Raw genomic sequence first — 16,642 nt, 5'->3', positions numbered from 1 at the left:
GAGTGCGGGGTCACCGGCGGCGGTGCCGTCCGGCGCAGGCGATCTTATCGGCGAACGCGGTCGAGCACCTCGTCACGCAGCGAGACCATCCGCTCGCGGGTGGGCGCCTCGACGTTGAGCCGCAGCAACGGCTCTGTGTTGGAGGCGCGCAGGTTGAACCAGGCGCCGTCGGAGAAGCGCAGCGTGAGCCCGTCCATCTCGTCGGCCGTCGCGTCCGGGTACGCGGCACGCACCTCGGCCACCGCCGCGGCCTGGTCGGCGACCGTCGAGTTGATCTCGCCGGAGGCGATGTAGCGCTCGTACTCGCCGGCCAGCACGGACAGCGGCAGCGACTGTTCGCCCAGGGCGGCGAGGGTGTGCATCGCGGCGAGCATCCCGGTGTCGGCGAACCAGAAGTCCCGGAAGTAGTAGTGCGCGGAGTGCTCGCCACCGAAGACGGCGTTGGTACGGGCCATCTCGGCCTTGATGAAGGAGTGCCCGACGCGGGCGACCACCGGTTTCCCACCGTGCTCACGGATGATCTCCGCGACCGCGTTGGAGGTGATCAGACCGTGGATCACCGTGGAGCCCGGGTGCTTGGCCAGCTCACGCGCCGCGACCAGCGCGGTGATCGCCGACGGCGAGACCGGCTCGCCACGCTCGTCCACCACGAAGCACCTGTCGGCGTCCCCGTCGAAGGCCAACCCGATGTCGGCCCCGTGCTCGACCACGGCACGCTGGAGGTCGACCAGGTTCGCCGGGTCCAGCGGGTTCGCCTCGTGGTTGGGGAAGGTGCCGTCCAGCTCGAAGTAGAGCGGCACGATCTCCAGCGGCAGTGCCGACAGGGCGGCGTCGCCGAGCACTGTGGGGACGGTGAAGCCACCCATCCCGTTGCCGGCGTCGACCACCACCTTCAACGGCCGGATGCCGGAGAGGTCAACAAGCTTGCGCAGGTACGCGGCGTAGTCGGGAAGCAGGTCCCGCCGCTCGGCCGGCCGGGTCGGCTCGCCCGCCGGGCGGGACGCCCCCGAGTCCAGCAGGGCCTGCGCCCGCTCCCGGATCTCCGCCAGCCCGCTGTCCTGGCCGATCGGCCGGGCGCCGGAGCGGCACATCTTGATGCCGTTGTACTGAGCCGGATTGTGACTCGCCGTGAACATCGCGCCGGGCAGGTCGAGCGAACCGGAGGCGAAGTAGAGCAGGTCGGTGGAGGCGAGCCCGATCTCGATCACCGAGCGACCCTCGGCCCGCACCCCGGCGGCGAAGGCGGCGGCCAGGCCGGGTGAGGTGGCCCGCATGTCGTACCCGACGACCACCGCGTCACCGGGCTCGTCGGTGGTGTTGAGCAGCTGGGTGAATGCGGCCCCGAGCGCCTCGGCGACCCGCTCGTCCCACTGGTCCGGCACCGTCCCTCGGACGTCGTACGCCTTGACGATCTGGGACAGATCAGACACTAGTTCCGCTCCTTGGCCGCAGGTTGACAACAAACCTGAGCGTATCGGAGCGTCCCGGCCCGGCCCCGCTCAGCCGGGGAGCCGGGGCATGAACACGGTGTGATCGCCGCCGTCGGGCGGCTGGGGCGGGTCACCGGGCAGCGGTCGGGCACCCGGACCAGCCGGCGCACCCGGCATCGGTTGCGTGGCGTCCGGGCTCGGCGTCACGGGTCGCGCCCCGTAGACGCCACCGGCGGCGGGGCGGGGCGGGGGCACCTGGCCGGCGGTCGGGGGCTGCTGGCCGTACACCGGGCCGGGTTGACCGGGCACGGCCGGCGACCCACCGCCGGAGCGGTAGGTGGTGCCACCGGGGTTGCCCGGCAGCGGGCCGGGCGCGTCGGCAGGCGTGCGGTCCTGCCGGGAGCGGCGCACCAGCAGCACGATGAGCAGCAGGCCGACCGCCACCATCGCGATGCCGAAGAACATGATCGTCCCACCACCGCCGCCGGACTCGGCGGCCACCGCTGTCGCGCTGGGCGCGGCGGACGTCGGGTCTGCCGCAGCCGGGTTCACCACCTCGCTGGCCGCCGCGACCTCGGTCGGACTGGGGGTCGGGGTCGGCTTCTTCGACGGCGTCGGGGTGGGCGACGGGGAGAGCCGCGCGGTGACCTTCGCCGTGTCGGAGCCATGCCCCAACTGCTGGCCGGTAGCGGTGACACCCACACCGGTCACGGAGAGCCGGCCGCCCGGCGCGTCGGCCGCGAACGCCACCCGGTACCGCACGGTGATGCCCTTGCCCTTGCACAGGGTCGGCTTCGCCGGCGAGGTCTGCCCGGTCTGCACCGTGCCACCACCGCCGCCGACGGCCACCGGGAACCAGCGCCCGCCCGCGTTCACCTGCACCGCCACCTGGCTCGGCTGGAGACCCTCGAGGCGCAGACCCAGGGCGGTACGCAGCAGGACGCAGCCGCCGGAGCGCTTGCGCACCGCGACGTTCACCGCCTGGGCCGAACCTCCGGCGGCGAAGCTGCTGGCAGCCCCGACACGGACCGAGTCGTCGTCGGCAAGCGCGGGTGACGCACCGAGCAGCACCATGCCGACCAGCAGGCCGCAGACCGTCGCGAGCCGTGCCGCGCGTCGACGCACCGTCATGATCACCTCGCCGTTCCTCCCCGGGTGGGGTCCGCGGGCCAGGCTACTACCGGGCCACCCCCACCACTTGTCATAGAGCGGCCCGCATGTGTGCGGCGTTACGGTTTGGCGTGGGTCTTGATCCACTCGGTATCGGTGATGTCGGGGTGTCCGTTGGCCTCGGACACCACGATTTCGCCGAAGTCGAGTCGATCACGCGCGACGAGGTTCGCCGGATGCCTCATCCGATCCGTCCCGGTCGGACGGTGCCGCCCGGGCGAGGGCGTCCCGGCAGAGACGGTCGGCCGTCCGGGTCGTCTCGGGAAGTCGGTAGCGCGGGGTCAGCGCCAGCACCTGCGCTGTCGCGTTGTCCAGGCTCATCCGGTGCCCGACGCTCACGAAGACCGGCTTCACCCCGGCCTGGGTGCGCACCACCCGGCCCACGACCTCGTCCCCGTCCCGCAGCGCCGACCAGGCACCCCGGTCGGCAGGCGGCGGCGCCCATGCGCCGACAAGCGGCGTCTTGCCCACTCCGATCGTGGGCAGTCCGGTGACCACCCCCAGGTGACAGGCGAGCCCGAACCGACGCGGGTGCGCCACGCCGTGCCCGTCGCAGACAAGCAGGTCCGGGATGGCCGTCAGCGTGTTCAGCGCGGCGAGCAGGGCAGGCAGCTCACGGAACGCGAACAGCCCCGGCACGTAGCCGAACGCGGGCCGGCCCACGCTGACTGCGGAATCGACAACCGCCAACGTCCGGGCGTCCAGCACGGTCACGGCCGCCGCGAGAAGGTCGCCGCTCTCGGCGTACGCGACGTCCAGGCCGGCCACCGTCGCGGGCGCGGTCGGACCCGGCCCGACCAGGTCGACGAGCGGCCGCAACTCCTCCTGTACGGCCACCGCCTCCGCCACGCTACGTGGCACGTACCCCGGGTCCGATGGTGCTCCACCGGTCATGAGCGCCCACCTTGATCCACTCGACTTCGGCGATGTCGCGGTATCCCATGGCCTCGGACACCCCGATGTCGGCGATGTCGAGTCGATCACGCTCGGCGACGCCATTGCGCGGCCGCTCGACCGTGATCAGGCGAGTTTCAGCTCGTCGCGAGCCTCTTCGACCCACCGGGCGACGCCGTGCGCGCCGCTGCCGGTGGCCAGGGAGGCAGCCTCGTCGAGCAGACCACGGGCGGCGTCCCGGTCACCGTCGGTCGCCGCCAGGTCAGCCAGACCGATCAGGTTCGCCGCGACTCCCGGGGTGAAGGACAGCTCCCGGCGCAACCGCGTCGACTCCTCCAGCAGCTCCCGCGCCGCCTCGACCCGACCGGCGGCCTGCTCACCGAAGCAGAGGTGCCGCAGCACGTACGACAGGGTCAGGTCGTCCCCCGCCTCGGTCGCCAGCTCACGGGCCCGCGCGAAGGCCGGATCGGCCGCCGCCTGGTCCTGACGGATCACCTGGTGGACCGTGCCCACCCAGAACAGCGACTCCCCCTCGCCACGAGCGTCACCCAGCTCGCGGTAGAGCTGCGCCGCCCGCTCGAAGAGCCGCAGCTCGGCCGCGTCCTCCGCACCGGCCTCCAGGAAGCGGGCGTGCAGAAGCCGACCGCGGGCCAGAGCCGCGTCCGCCTCCAACGCCACGAGATCCCGCTCCGCCTCGTCCAACGACTTCGCGTCGCCACCGAAGACCGCCTGCTCGTAGCGCTCCTGCGCCCGCGTCAACCGGACGTCGAACCCTTCGGCCATCACTGACCCACCCTTCCGTCGATACGCTCGCGTAGGAGATCGGCGTGGCCATTGTGCCGCGCGTACTCCTCGATCATGTGCACCAGCAGCCTGCGCAGCACGATGACGTTGCCGTCCCGCTGCAGCCCCCGCACTCCCAGATCCGCCGCCTCGGAGACGAACCGCTCGGAGAACTCCACCTCCGTACGCCAGGCCCGGTACGCCTCGTCCACCACCGCCGGATCGGCCACCGCCCCGTCGAAGTCGCCGTCGGGATCGTCGTCCGAGCAGTACAGCTTGGGCGCCACCTGGCCGGCCATCGTCCTACGGAACCAGCCACGCTCCACTTCGGCCAGGTGTCGGATCAACCCGAGCAGCGACATCGTCGACGGCGGCACCGCCCGGCGTGCCAACTGCTCGGCGTCCAGACCGTCACACTTGAGTTCGAACGTGAGGCGCTGGTCGCGCAGGTACTCGACGAGGACGCTCCGCTCGTCGGCGAAGTTGCCATCCGAGCGCGGGTCGTCGTCCGGATGCACGAACAGGTACGACCAACCGAAGGCCCGCGTGGGCTCGGGGTCCGTCGCCTCGGTGTACGAGTAAGCCATACGGCGACTCTCGTCGATGCCCACCCACCTCGGCAACCGGCCGCGCGCCTCGGCCACGGGAAGTTGCGAGAGGTCCAGCCCGCGCCTCGGTGCCGGCCTGGTCACCCCTCGTGGCCCGCCGCCACCTCGGGATCGGCACCCGGGTCGCCGGCCGCCCGCAACTGTTCCTCGAACATCACGAAGGTCCGCTGGCGGATCCCCCGGATGAGAGCCTGCTCCTTCGGCGACAAGGGTCGCCCCTGAGCTTCTGCCGCGTCCCTGAGCGCCTGCACGGTCTCGTAGAGGGCGAAGATGGGCCCTTCACCGACCAGGTAGTGAGCACGGAAACGCTCAACCTCCTGCACGAAGTCCTCGGGACTCTGTCGGAAGACGTCTCCTCCGATGTCGAAGACGATCTCTGTGAAGAGGTCGTTCTCTTCCTGCCACCCGCCGGTATCGATGGATACCCGCCACACCTGGGCTCCACCGTCGGACGTCTCCACGATCTTCACCGGGGATGAGTAATAGAGGTAGTAGGACGGGAGCACCAGACCGGGCATCTGCACCATCAGGCGTTCCCCTCGTAGGTCGACTGCAGCGCCTCCCAGAACAACTGTTGCTCACGCCGGAGAATGCCGTCGGTAATCGCGCTCTCGCGACTGTTCATTGCTCGACCCTCGGCTCGGGCCACGGCATCCACGTCACGGCGCACCTCATACAGCGCATGCTCCCAGACCGCCACGGTGTCGAGCGCCGCCAGGTGTAGGCGAAACTCGGCGAGATGCCCGTTCCCGGTCCGCAGTACGAGTTGTACGTCCCGGTAGCCGCTGTCCTCGGGAGATATGAACCGGTCCTGACAACGGATGATCATCACGTCGGGACGGTCGCGCATCCGCTGGAGCGTGTCGTAGAGGTCGTCGAGACGTCGAAATTCGATCTTGGCGGCGGCAAGATCGAGCAACTTCGAGGGGTCACCGCCGTACTTGTTGACCTTGTCTTCGGCTCGGCGGCGGTTCTTGGGCTCAGTGCGCCAGCCAGGCTCACCGACACGACGATCACCAACCTGTGCAAGAGAAGTAGCCAACTGATTCAGCTGCAGCTGAGCGAGAGCAGCCGCGGAGTAGAGGTCGTCAAGGTAGCGCTTGCGATAAGACAGATTGCCGCGTTGACGACTGTCGAAGCCTGGCTGGGTCGGCGGATCATCCGGCACCTGGATGCTCGCGCTGATCCGGCGCTGCTCGTCGGTGAGCGGTGTCGGCTGCGGCTGAGACGCCCGCCGGTCGGTCGCCCCCGGCCCTGCCGTCTCCTGCTGGGTGATGTCGTCGAGCACGTCAGCGAGGGCGTCGATCGCCTGTTGATGGCTTGCCAGGTGATGCAGCGTCAGTGGGCGGGCCGTCAGTGACGCCGCCAGTTCGGGGGTGCCGAGGATGATCCGCGCCAGGTCGGGCGCCTGTGCCAGTTGCAGGGCCAGGTGTACGGCCAGATTCGGCTCGTTCGGGGGTGGCTCCCGCAGGGCGGTGTCCAGCATGTCGCGGACACGGGCGTCGGCGAAGAGTCGCGACACGTCCCGTGCGTCGGCGTCGTCGAGGTTGGGAACCAGCCGCCGGAGGGTCGGTGGGTCCGCGGCTCTCGCGAACTCGCTCGGGCTCACCCCTGCCGAGAAGACCTCGTCCAGGCCGTTGGCCAGCGCGAGCACCCGGGCCGGGTCGCGGTGTCCCGTCGGTTCCTCGCCAACCGGGCCGGATGAACTCCCGCCGGGGTCGTCCACCGAGCCCGGGCCGTCGAGCAGGAGGTACATGCGGTTGATGTACGGGTCGCCGTGGCCGCCGTCGTCCTGCGCGGGAGGGTGATAGGGCAGGTCGGGACGTTCGCTGAACCGACCCCGGGGCAGCCCACCGAGCGGCATGGGCCGGCCGTCCCCGCCCAGCACGAGTGCGTCGATGCCGACCACGTCGGGATAGAGCGGCCGGTCCCGGACGAGGCCGGTCTGCGGGTCGACGTAGAGCACCGTGCCGTTCTGGTTGAGCGCCACCCAGGCGTGCGAGCCACCGCCCGCCCACTCGGTGATCAGGAACGCGTAGCTGCCGTGGCCGCCCAGCAGAAGTTGGTCGTGCAGGTTGGCGTACCCCCGGTCGGCGGCCTGCCGCGCCTGCGCCGGGTGTGACTGTTGGATCGCTGGCGGGGTGAGGACGCGCTGGAAACGTCCGCCGGTCACATCTTCCACCCGGCCCGGACCACCGGCCTCACCGCGGATCGGGCGTCGGGTGTCGCCGTCCAGGTAGCCGTCGAAGGTGCGCGGCGCGGACACCCGCGGCCGGCCGTGCACCCAGGTCTCGAACAGCGACAGCGTGCAGTCCAGGCAGTTGATGCCCCGGGTGGCGTCCGCCTGGGGTCCGCCGTCGTTCAACAGGCGGAACCAGCCGCCCCGGCGGGGATCGGCGGTACGCAGGACAGCGCCGTCGCGTTCGCGGGGCATCTGCCGTTCGACATCGACCTGGTGCAGGGCGAGCGGTGGGCGCAGCCCACCCGGCTGCCCGTACGGCCTGGAGTCATCGATCGGCGGGGGCACGTCGTCGCCGGTGAGCCGGGACGGGCCGGTGGTCTCCACCGCGCCGAGGGCGAGCGCGCCCACATCGCTGTTCGCGTGCGCGAAGGCGCCGTCCGCGATGTCCACGACCGCCGGCGCCGTGATGCCCGCCAGTACGCAGTCGGCCAGGTCACGCCACTGGGCGTACGCGCGTGTCTCGTCGTTCGCCGCCCGCTGCCAGCCGTCGGCCCACTGCCGGTGTCCCGTCTGGTGCAACTGTCGGGCGTAGTCGGCGTACTCGACAGCCCTGCGGTCGTGCTCCGCGGCGCGGGCCCGCAGGCGAGCGGCCTCGGCCTGTCGGCGATTGCTCTCGAACCCGGACCGTTGCGACTCGTAGTGGCCCTGGTAGCGCCGCCGCTCGGCGGCCTCCGCCTCGGCCACCCACCGGGCGGCGTACCTGTCGCGCTCGCTCATGGACACCGACGGATCGCCGAACGCCACCACGTCGACGGGAACGGGGGCTCGGCCGCGGGCGGCCCGTTGACGGGGTACACGAGCCGGCGCGAGCGCCTCCCCGGTGGAGAACCGCTCGGGTGCGGAGTGCCGCCCCGTCGGCGCTCCGGTGACCACGCCGCGGCTCGTCTCGGTCATGACCCCACCGGGCCTGCCGACGGCGTCGGATGGCGTGCCGGCCACCGGGCCGAAGGGTGTGGACGGGGATGCCGACGACGGGCCGGTCGACGGGGACCAACCGGCAGCCGACGAGAAGGTGGGAGTTGGCCCTGTCGACGGGGACCCGGCGAGCGAGCCGTTCGCGCCTGGGGCGACCGCACCCGAGGCGACCCCCTGCGACGCGCCGACCGCCGGCCCGGTGCCGGCCGGCCCGGCGTTCGGGTCGACGGCGACGGCCACGGGCGCGGTGACCGCCGAGAGCGTGGGATCCGCCGCGACGGCAGGGAGCCCCGGAACGGCCGAGAGCGTGGGATCCGCCGCGACGGCAGGGAGCCCCGGGGCCGTGACCGCCGAGAGCGTGGGATCCGCCGCGACGGCAGGGAGCTGTGCGGGGCCTGCGGCGGCCGAGAGCGTGGGATCCCCGCCGACCGTCGGACCCGTGCCGTGCCCGACGCCCGACGATGTTGCGTCGGGTGCTCCCGGTGGCGGCGAGCCGACACGGTCCACCCCCGCCTGCTGCGCAACCTCCGCCACCGGAGACCCCGCGTGTGGCGACGCCGCAGACGGAGACTCCGGCGCTGAGGACGCTGCAAGGGGAGGCGCTGGAGAGAGAGCCGCAGGCGACGACGCCGCGGCGTCCGGGGTCGGGACATCCACCGCAGGCGCGGTGGGGTTCGGCAGCGACGGACCGGTGAAGGACGCCCCGGCGAGGGCGTTGGCCTGCGCGTGCAGCCGGGCCTGCAGGGCGTGGTCGGTCTGCCCGGTCGCCGATCCGGTGGCGCCGGAGGCGGCGGCGCGTACGACATCCTCCGCCGACGTCAGGCCCTGCCCGGTGGCGATGCTGGCGGCGCTCTCGGCGAACATCTCGCCGGTCATCTCCCGACCCAGGTGCTCGCCGATGCGCGCGGCGCGGCCGGTCGCGCGGCGGCCCAGGCCGGCCAGCGGCGCGACAGCTCCCCCGGCGAGCCCGCCGACCGCTGACGCGCCCAGGTCGGTCAGGTCCATGCCGTGCGCCCGGCCCGTCGAGTTCTGGTACGCCTGGGTGGCCAGGCTGACCCCGGACTCCTCGGCGGCCTCCTCCAGCCCTTCGCGGGTGGCGCGCTTGGCGAGGCCGCGCACGCCACCCTTGGCGATCTCCTTGGCCGCGCGTTCGCCTGCCTCCTTGAGGCCGCGCCGGAGAGCCTTGGAGGCCAGTTGTCCCATCAGGCGCTTGAAGATCTGCTGGATCACCAGCCGGGTGGCGGTGATCGCCGCGCCGGCCGCCGGGGAGGCCGCACCGGCGGTGAGCACCGCCGCCACCGCCACCGAGAGCAGCTCGACGACCAGGATGCCCAGCTCGATCCAGACTTCGAGCTTGGCGCCCTCGATGTCGCAGCCGCACTCCTCGACCAGGCGACCCAGGTCGGCGGTGACCGCGAGGAGCACCGGCAGGGGTGCGTCGTCGCCCTCGGCGATCCCTCGCCAGGCCGCCTCGAACGCGGTGTCGACAGCGCCGACGCCGCCGTATCCGCTGCGGACCTCGGTGGCGGCCGCGGCGGCGTCGGCGTGCGGGCCGGCGAGGACGGCGGCGACCGCGTACCACCTGTCGGCGAGGTCCCAGACGGCCCGCTCGTTCCCCTCGGGCCACTGCACGCCGACCGCCCAGTCGAGGGCCTCGTAGATCCACCCGGGAACGTCCCAGGGCGCGTAGTCGAGTGGGTGCGGGATCGGGCTGGGCAGCACGCTCATCCGGATCGCCCGCCGTCAGCGCTTGTCGGCGACCCGGTCGAGCCGGGCGGCGCTGCTCTGGTCGGTCTGCACGCTCGCGTCGACCGCGGTGACCACGTCGGCGCCCAGCTCGGTGAGCCGCTGCCCGACACCCGCCCAGGCGCGCAGCACGGTCTGCTCGATGCCGCGGTAGCTCCGCTCGAAGGCGGCGCCGATGTCGTCGCGCCCCCAGGGGCGGACGCCGCTGGCGGCCTCGATCTCGCCGCCCTCCGCTGCCCGGCGGGCCGTCACCGCCTCGCCGGACAGGGCCAGGTCGGCGCCGCCGTGCCGGGCCCGGGAGGCGTCGAGCCAGAGCTGCTCGTCGGTCATGCCGGCCCCTCGCCGCGGCCGAGCACGGCGTCGGCACGGCCGAGCAGAGAGCCGAAATCGCCGGTACGCAGGAACTCCGCCGAGCCGGCGCCGGCCGGCATGGTCTCGGCGACCAGGTCCTGGGTGGCCTGGGTGGCAGCGGCCACGGCGGCGTGGACCGTCTCGGTGACCTTCCGGCTCAGCGCCTCGGTGTCGCGGTCCTGGTAGATCGCCGGGGCCAGGTCGACCGCGATCAGCTTGCCCTGCGCGCCGACGGTCGCCGTGACGTGGCCGTCCGGCGAGCGTCGGGTCACCCGCAGTTGGGCGAGCCGCGCTTGCAGATTGTCCAAACCGGACCTGAGCTGCTGGTATTGGCCGTACACGTCGTCGAATCGGGCCCGTAGCTCGCGATTGGCGTCCCGGTCCACGCGTTCGCTCACCGCCGCTCCTCCCGTCACCGTCGGTAGGGAAGACCATACCGGCCGCCATCGATCCGTGTAGTCCGGTAGTTTCGATGTGTGATCGACCGTCAGCAGGCCGAGCAGCTCGCGTCCGCCTGGGCGCGGCGCGATTCGCAGCGTCTCGGCCACGAGTGCACCCCGGTGGTCGACGAGTTCGATCTCGGCTTCGTCGTCACCTCGATCGTTTCCAGCGGAGTGCGGGCGATCCCGGGCGATCTGCCGACGACAGTCATCGACAGGCGGACCGGAAAGGTCACCACCTGGCCCCGGGTGCCGAGCGAGGTGGTGGCGGACCTGTACCGGCGGAGTCAGCCCAGTGGGCCGACAGCGCCCCGCACCGTCGACGCGTCGAGCCTGCTGATCCGGGAGATCAGTCGGGCGCCGACGCCGAACACGGTGGCGCATTTGACCCTGGACGGTCGCATCTGGACGGCCCAGGGCACGAAGGGCGCCGTCGCACTGAACCACCACCCGCTCGTCCGCAACTACCTGGACGAGCGACCTCCGGGTGAGCTGGTCCGCGGCGCCGAGTGCCACGCCGAGTTGATCGTGGTCTCCGACGTGCTGCACGAGTACGACCATCGCCGGGCCGCCGAGGGCATCGAGCCGATGGGTCGGGCCGAGGCGGGAGCACTGCTGGAGGCGGCGCGCTTCGAGATCTTCCGGATCCGCGAGCCGGGTGACCCGGCCGGTGGGGCCGCGGATCGGCCCTGCGACTCGTGCATCGACTTTCTGGTACGCGCAAGCGTTCTGCCGGAGTCGGCGCGGGCGTACTCCGAGACGTGGCTCGCGCCGGCGGAGCCCGACCCGGATCCGGGTCGTTTTCCGCCCGAGGTGGCCAACGCGCTGGTGGCGGCGGGCTGGCGGCCGCACATCGGTGACCAGATCATGGCCGCCGCCGGCGTACGGGATGTCAGTGCCGTGCCGGGGCGAACCCACCGGCACGAGGTCTTTCCCGCCGCCGTGGAGGCGCTGACCGCGTTCCCCAGCCTGGTCGGCGCTCGGCGGGGCCCGGGCGCCCAGGTGTGGATCTCCCGCTTCGACATCCGCCCGCACACCATCGCGCACACCGCCGACACGCTCGCCGACTTCGGCGCGGTGCTCGGCGTGCGGCTCTTCCCGATCGGCACCGAGCAGCAGGACAGCATCCTCGCCGTCGACGAGCGCGGCCGGGTGTTCGCTCTCGACCAGGCCGGCGAGTGGTTCCTCGGCGACACCATCGACGCCGCGCTCACCACGTTGCTGCTCGGCCGCGCCCCCGCCCGGGTCGGCGACGACGGCACCTGGCAGGCCGACTAGCGCGGCGCGCGGGCGGCGGCGAAGGCCGGCGGTGGTGGTGGTGTTCGACCACGCCCACCCCCGGCCGGCCTCCGACTGTCAGCGCAGCACCTCGACGACGTTGCGGCGGACGAGGTTCTTGCCCGGCTCGCGGATCTGGTCCATCGCAGCGGTGTTGAGCAGCACGCAACTGCCCGACGGGCCGGTCACCGTCACAGTGGTGGCCCGGTTGTTGTCCAGGTTGGTCACCCGCAGCCGCGTGCCGACCGGGAACTGCCCGCTCGTCGCCGCCGGCCCGGCCGCCTCTTCGAAGAACGTGATCGCGCCGGAGCAGGCCGAGCGGGGCGCCGGGCCCTGGGCACCGGGCGACGCGGCACCGGGACGTACCGTGCCTGGGTCGACGGGCTGCGCGGCGCCGCCGTCCAGCCGTTCCACCACGTTGCGGCGGATCACGTTCTTGCCCGGCTCGCGGACCAACTCCATGGCGGCGGAGTTGAGCAGCACGCAACTGCCCGACGGGCCGGTCACCGTCACCGTGGCCGTACGGTTGTTGTCCAGGTTCGTCACCCGCAGGCGCGTGCCCACCGGGAACCGGTCGCTTGTCGCTGCCGGCGCTCCGGCCTCCGCCGAGAACGTGACCGAGCCGGAGCAGACGGAGTGCCGTGCCGGGGCGGTGTCGGCGAACCCGAACCCGGTCCCGACCGCCACGCCCGCCGCGGCGAGCACCGCCACGGTCGCCGCCAGCACGTGCCTGCGCTGCACCCTCATCGCCGTCACTCCCGTCCTCGGTGGTGTCCTTCACCGCCTGGTACGGATGACAGCGCCCGACCGTTCAGCTTGCACGGGCACCTGTCGTTCCGGAGCCACGTGACGCCGACTGACCGCACGCGCCGCGCCCGGTCAGTCGCAGCCGTAGCCGTCGTTGTCGCGGTCCAGGTCGTAGATGTCGTCGCCGATGACCGTGACCACTCCGCTGACGTAAGCCGGGCCGTTGCCGGAGCCGCCCGCGCAGTCCACGTCACTGGCGATCGGGACGCAGGGGCTGTAGTTCGGGTCGCAGTTCGACTTCTTCTTGGTGCCGACGGCCACGACCTCGGTCACCGGCTGCTTCGTCACCGTGGACGTGACCAGCTTCTTACCGGTCTGCACGCCGTCGGTGGTGGTCACCCGGTAGGTGAGCGTCCGCACGCCGTCGATGCCCCTGGTGCGGACCACCCGCTTGCCCTCGGCCAGGGACGCGTCCTTGACAGTGCGCTCACCGTGCCGGATCGCGGCGCGCTCCGTCACCGTCGACACCCGCACCACAGGCGAGGGTGCGGCACTTGAAGGGGTCGGCGCCGAGGTTGCGGTGGGCGGGGCCTCCGGCGACTGCGCCTGAGCAGGCGCCTCCTGGGTCGGCTCGGCGGGGGCCGCCACGATGGGTTGCTGCGCCTGTTCGGCCGCAGTGCCCGTGCGCTTGGGTTCCGGCTCGCCGGTCAGCGCGCCGACGATGGCGGTGCCGGCGCAGCAGAGCAGCAGCACGGAGAGCGCCACCGAGCCGAGGATCACGGCTACGCGGCGGCCTGGGCTGGCGCGGCGGAACCAGTTCGGGGCGGCGGCTGGCTGAGGTCCGGGGCCGTACGGCTGTGGATGCGCAGGCCCGGGCGGTGGTTGCATCGTCACGGCGATGAGTGTCGTCGCAAACACTGCCGGCAATATCCACCGTCATGTCGGTCACCTGAGCCGTTCGCTCCGCAGGGGATGATCGAGGGGGCCCGATCGACACCGCCGACCGGGCAGGGAGCGTGACGAGCCGGCGGATCGGATGACCTCTCGGGCGGGGAGGTCAGAGCCGATCGTGCGGCCCCCTATGCGGACAGACCGCCGCATTGGACAAATATCGCACCGGGACCCGCAGGCGCGCCAAACGATGAACTGCGTTCCGCCCCCGACGTGTCGGGAAGCCGTCAGCGCAGCGAAGCGCGGCGAGCACGTGCCCCACTCAGCGAGCCGAGGCCGACCAGCAGCAGCGCGACGGCGAACATCGCGGTGCCGATGACGTTCACCTGCGGAGGGATGCCCCGCTGGGCGGCGCCCCAGACGTACATCGGGAACGTGACTGTCGTGCCTGCGTTGAAGTTCGTGACGATGAAGTCGTCGAAGCTCAACGAGAACGCCAGCAGCGCGGCGGCGACGATGCCGGGCAGCACCAGCGGCAGGGTGATCCGCCGGAAGGTCTGCCACTCGTTGGCGTAGAGGTCCATGGCGGCCTCCTCCAGCCGCCGGTCCATCCCGGCGAGCCGCGCCTTGACGGTGACCACCACGAACGACAGGCAGAACATCACGTGCGCGACGACGATGGTCCAGAAGCCCTGCGGCACCCCGGCCGAGACGAACAGGGCCAGCAGCGACGTGCCCATCACCAGCTCCGGGGTGGCCATCGGCAGGAAGACCAGCACGTGGACGCCGGAGCGGCCAGGGAAGCGGTGCCGGACCAGCGCGAACGCCATCAGGGTGCCGAGCACTGTGGCGACCACCGTGGCGATAAAGCCGATCTGCGCGCTGCGCACGACGGCGTCGCACATGTCGGAGGTGGCGCAGGGCTGACGCCAGTTGTCGAGTGTGAACTCGTTGAAGTCGTACGACAGGCGGCTCGACGGACGGTTGAACGACAACCCGGCCACCACCAGGATCGGCAGCGCCAGGTACCCGAGCACCAGCAGCGCCACGATCATCACCAAGCGGTCGGCCAGCCAACGGGACAGTCTCATGAGAGGACGTCCTCCGTGCCGGCCCGCCGCAGATAGCCGAAGACCACCGCGAGGATCGCCGCCATCAGCAGGAACGACAGCGCGGCGCCCCGCGGATAGTCCAGCCGGACCAGGAACGCCGAGTCGATGACGTTGCCGATCATGTATTCGTTCGGGGTGCCGAGCAGTTCGGCGTTGACGTAGTCGCCGCTGGCCGGGATGAAGAACAGCAGCGTGCCGGCGACCAGGCCGGGCATCGACAGCGGCAGGGTCACCCGGCGGAACGCCTGGGCTCCGCCGGCGTACAGGTCGCTGGCCGCCTCCAGCAGCCGGGGGTCCAGCCGCTCCAGGCTCGCGTACAGCGGCAGCACCAGAAACGGCAGGAAGTTGTACGTCAGCCCGAGCACCACAGCGAACGGGGTGGCCAGCAGCCGACCGTCCGGTGCGAGCAGGTGCACGTCGCGCAGCAGGCCCACGAGCACGCCGTTGTCGGACAGGACGGTCTTCCAGGCGAGGGTGCGCACCAGGAAGCTTGTGAACATCGGCGCGACCACGCACACCAGCAGCAGGTTCCTCCACCGGCCGGCCTTCTGCGCGATGACGTACGCCAGTGGGTAGCCCAGCAGCAGCGCCAGCACCAGTGCCAGTCCGGCGTAACCGAACGAACGCAGGAGCTGCGGCCAGTACGCCTGCACGACGTCCGGGTAGTTACCGACCGCCCACGTCATCGCGTACCCGGTGGAGAGCGAGCCGCTGGGGTCGTAGAGGCTCGCGGCGGCGAGTTGCAGCAGCGGCACGCCGAAGAACACCAGCAGCCAGGCCACGCCGGGCAGCAGCAGAAGGTACGGCAGCAGCCGGTACCGCCCGGACCGGGCTGCCGGTGGCGCGGACGGCGGCTGCCCCGCTCCGGTGGGCGTCGGGAGGGTCACGACGACGCAGCCACCGGCTCGTCGAGCGCCGGGGCGGGCCGGTCGGTGTCGGCGTCGCGGGGCAGCACGAAGGCGTGCCGCGGATCCCAGTACGCCACGGCCGCACTGCCGACCTGCACAGGCGTGGACGTCCCGCTGTTGGCGGCGAAGACCGACAGCTCGGCGCCCCAGCCGGTGCGCAGCAGGTACTGGGTGCTGACCCCCACGTAGGAGGCGTCGGTGACCATCCCGGTGACGTGTTGGTGTCCTTGGGGGACCTGGTCGGCGGAGCCGACCAGTTGCAGCTTCTCCGGGCGTACTCCCAGGTGGACCGCACCCCGGTCGGCCCGCGACCGGCCGGCGGGCACCGAGAAGCGCGCGCCGTGCGCCGTCACCGCGACCTCGCCGCCGCTCGTGCCGGCGGCCTCGCCGGCGAGCAGGTTGGACTGGCCCAGGAAGTTCGCGACGAACGCGGTGGCCGGGAACTCGTAGAGGTCGGCAGGGGCGCCCTGCTGCTCGATGCGGCCGGCGTTCAGCACCGCGACGGTGTCGGCCATGCTCATGGCCTCCTCCTGGTCGTGGGTGACGTGCACGAAGGTGATGCCTACCTCGGTCTGGATGCGCTTCAGCTCGATCTGCATCTGCCGGCGCAGCTTCAGGTCGAGCGCGCCGAGCGGCTCGTCGAGCAGCAGCACCTGCGGCTCGTTGATGAGCGCGCGGGCCAGCGCGACCCGCTGCTGCTGACCTCCGGAGAGCTGGGCCGGGCGGCGAGGGCCGAACCCGTCGAGCCGCACAAGCGACAGCATCCGGCGGACCCGGTCGTCGACCGCGCGGATGCCACGCCGCCGCAGCCCGAAGGCCACGTTCTCGAAGATGGTGAGGTGCGGAAAGAGCGCGTAGCTCTGGAAGACGGTGTTGACAGGTCGCCGGTACGGTCGCAGCCGGGTGATGTCGGTGTCGCCGAGCAGCACCCGGCCGCCTGTCGGCGCCTCCAGCCCGGCGATCATCCGCAGGGTGGTGGTCTTGCCGCAGCCGGACGCGCCGAGCAGCGCGAAGAACGATCCCTGGCCGATCGTCAGGCTGAGGTCGTCGACGGCCGTGAAGCTGCCGAACCGCTTGGTGAGGTCGACAAGGCGCAGATCGCCTGCGGGTGTGTCGCGCGCCATCCC

Annotated in this window: 15 protein-coding genes; 1 reads left to right on the top strand and 14 read right to left on the bottom strand. The window is 71.9% G+C overall.

All coding sequences use genetic code 11. The annotated features are described in order from the left end of the window. Positions 1–44 precede the first annotated feature (44 nt). The 9 genes from OOJ91_RS26325 to OOJ91_RS26285 form a co-directional block, all read right to left on the bottom strand. Positions 45–1,430, bottom strand: a complete 1,386-nt coding sequence (locus OOJ91_RS26325) for a phosphomannomutase/phosphoglucomutase (RefSeq protein ID WP_266249085.1) — start codon at positions 1,428–1,430, stop codon at positions 45–47. 69 nt (positions 1,431–1,499) lie between these two features. Further along, on the bottom strand, positions 1,500–2,561 hold the full coding sequence (locus OOJ91_RS26320) for a hypothetical protein (RefSeq protein WP_266249083.1): 1,062 nt from the start codon (positions 2,559–2,561) through the stop codon (positions 1,500–1,502). 192 nt (positions 2,562–2,753) lie between these two features. Continuing rightward, positions 2,754–3,494: a deoxyribonuclease V gene (nfi, locus tag OOJ91_RS26315; RefSeq protein WP_266249081.1), complete on the bottom strand. Its 741-nt coding sequence runs from the start codon at positions 3,492–3,494 to the stop codon at positions 2,754–2,756. Between the two features lie 126 nt (positions 3,495–3,620). Next, on the bottom strand, positions 3,621–4,277 hold the full coding sequence (locus OOJ91_RS26310; protein WP_266249079.1) for a tetratricopeptide repeat protein: 657 nt from the start codon (positions 4,275–4,277) through the stop codon (positions 3,621–3,623). Further along, positions 4,277–4,864, bottom strand: coding sequence for a DinB family protein (locus tag OOJ91_RS26305; protein WP_266249077.1), 588 nt, complete (start codon positions 4,862–4,864; stop codon positions 4,277–4,279). Before OOJ91_RS26305 ends, OOJ91_RS26310 begins: the two co-directional genes overlap by 1 nt. 101 nt (positions 4,865–4,965) lie before the next feature. Further along, positions 4,966–5,412, bottom strand: a complete 447-nt coding sequence (locus tag OOJ91_RS26300) for a hypothetical protein (RefSeq protein ID WP_266249075.1) — start codon at positions 5,410–5,412, stop codon at positions 4,966–4,968. Beyond that, on the bottom strand, positions 5,412–9,770 hold the full coding sequence (locus OOJ91_RS26295; protein WP_266249074.1) for a toxin glutamine deamidase domain-containing protein: 4,359 nt from the start codon (positions 9,768–9,770) through the stop codon (positions 5,412–5,414). The genes OOJ91_RS26300 and OOJ91_RS26295 overlap by 1 nt, the downstream gene beginning before the upstream one ends. Positions 9,771–9,785: 15 nt before the next feature. Next, positions 9,786–10,118: a hypothetical protein gene (locus OOJ91_RS26290; protein WP_266249072.1), complete on the bottom strand. Its 333-nt coding sequence runs from the start codon at positions 10,116–10,118 to the stop codon at positions 9,786–9,788. Continuing rightward, positions 10,115–10,537 (bottom strand): YbaB/EbfC family nucleoid-associated protein, encoded by a 423-nt coding sequence (locus tag OOJ91_RS26285; RefSeq protein WP_266249071.1) that lies wholly within the window; start codon positions 10,535–10,537, stop codon positions 10,115–10,117. Before OOJ91_RS26285 ends, OOJ91_RS26290 begins: the two co-directional genes overlap by 4 nt. 78 nt (positions 10,538–10,615) lie before the next feature. Between OOJ91_RS26285 and OOJ91_RS26280 the strand changes: the two genes are divergently transcribed. Further along, positions 10,616–11,857: an SUKH-3 domain-containing protein gene (locus OOJ91_RS26280; protein ID WP_266249069.1), complete on the top strand. Its 1,242-nt coding sequence runs from the start codon at positions 10,616–10,618 to the stop codon at positions 11,855–11,857. Between the two features lie 78 nt (positions 11,858–11,935). On the opposite strand, the gene OOJ91_RS26275 is transcribed toward OOJ91_RS26280, so the two are convergent. From OOJ91_RS26275 to OOJ91_RS26255, 5 genes are all read right to left on the bottom strand, one after another. Next, positions 11,936–12,604, bottom strand: a complete 669-nt coding sequence (locus OOJ91_RS26275; protein ID WP_266249068.1) for a hypothetical protein — start codon at positions 12,602–12,604, stop codon at positions 11,936–11,938. 132 nt (positions 12,605–12,736) lie between these two features. Next, positions 12,737–13,369: a G5 domain-containing protein gene (locus OOJ91_RS26270; RefSeq protein ID WP_266249066.1), complete on the bottom strand. Its 633-nt coding sequence runs from the start codon at positions 13,367–13,369 to the stop codon at positions 12,737–12,739. 413 nt (positions 13,370–13,782) lie between these two features. Further along, entirely contained in the window at positions 13,783–14,586 is an 804-nt protein-coding gene (locus tag OOJ91_RS26265; RefSeq protein WP_266249064.1) for an ABC transporter permease, read from the bottom strand. Continuing rightward, on the bottom strand, positions 14,583–15,494 hold the full coding sequence (locus OOJ91_RS26260) for an ABC transporter permease (protein ID WP_266249062.1): 912 nt from the start codon (positions 15,492–15,494) through the stop codon (positions 14,583–14,585). The genes OOJ91_RS26265 and OOJ91_RS26260 overlap by 4 nt, the downstream gene beginning before the upstream one ends. Continuing rightward, positions 15,491–16,639: an ABC transporter ATP-binding protein gene (locus tag OOJ91_RS26255; protein ID WP_266249061.1), complete on the bottom strand. Its 1,149-nt coding sequence runs from the start codon at positions 16,637–16,639 to the stop codon at positions 15,491–15,493. Before OOJ91_RS26255 ends, OOJ91_RS26260 begins: the two co-directional genes overlap by 4 nt. Positions 16,640–16,642 lie beyond the last annotated feature (3 nt).

It is taken from the genome of Micromonospora lupini (assembly GCF_026342015.1).
In the GTDB taxonomy this organism is placed as follows: domain Bacteria; phylum Actinomycetota; class Actinomycetes; order Mycobacteriales; family Micromonosporaceae; genus Micromonospora; species Micromonospora lupini_B.
This window is presented reverse-complemented; position numbering and strand designations above follow the sequence as displayed.

Excerpts from the sequence above, each read along its gene's own strand:
- OOJ91_RS26265 (WP_266249064.1), bottom strand. The coding sequence starts at position 14,586 with ATGAGACTGTCCCGTTGGCTGGCCGACCGCTTGGTGATGATCGTGGCG.
- OOJ91_RS26295 (WP_266249074.1), bottom strand. The coding sequence starts at position 9,770 with ATGAGCGTGCTGCCCAGCCCGATCCCGCACCCACTCGACTACGCGCCC.
- OOJ91_RS26320 (WP_266249083.1), bottom strand. The coding sequence starts at position 2,561 with ATGACGGTGCGTCGACGCGCGGCACGGCTCGCGACGGTCTGCGGCCTG.
- OOJ91_RS26255 (WP_266249061.1), bottom strand. The coding sequence starts at position 16,639 with ATGGCGCGCGACACACCCGCAGGCGATCTGCGCCTTGTCGACCTCACC.
- OOJ91_RS26275 (WP_266249068.1), bottom strand. The coding sequence starts at position 12,604 with ATGAGGGTGCAGCGCAGGCACGTGCTGGCGGCGACCGTGGCGGTGCTC.
- OOJ91_RS26305 (WP_266249077.1), bottom strand. The coding sequence starts at position 4,864 with ATGGCTTACTCGTACACCGAGGCGACGGACCCCGAGCCCACGCGGGCC.
- nfi (WP_266249081.1), bottom strand. The coding sequence starts at position 3,494 with ATGACCGGTGGAGCACCATCGGACCCGGGGTACGTGCCACGTAGCGTG.
- OOJ91_RS26300 (WP_266249075.1), bottom strand. The coding sequence starts at position 5,412 with ATGGTGCAGATGCCCGGTCTGGTGCTCCCGTCCTACTACCTCTATTAC.
- OOJ91_RS26310 (WP_266249079.1), bottom strand. The coding sequence starts at position 4,277 with ATGGCCGAAGGGTTCGACGTCCGGTTGACGCGGGCGCAGGAGCGCTAC.
- OOJ91_RS26290 (WP_266249072.1), bottom strand. The coding sequence starts at position 10,118 with ATGACCGACGAGCAGCTCTGGCTCGACGCCTCCCGGGCCCGGCACGGC.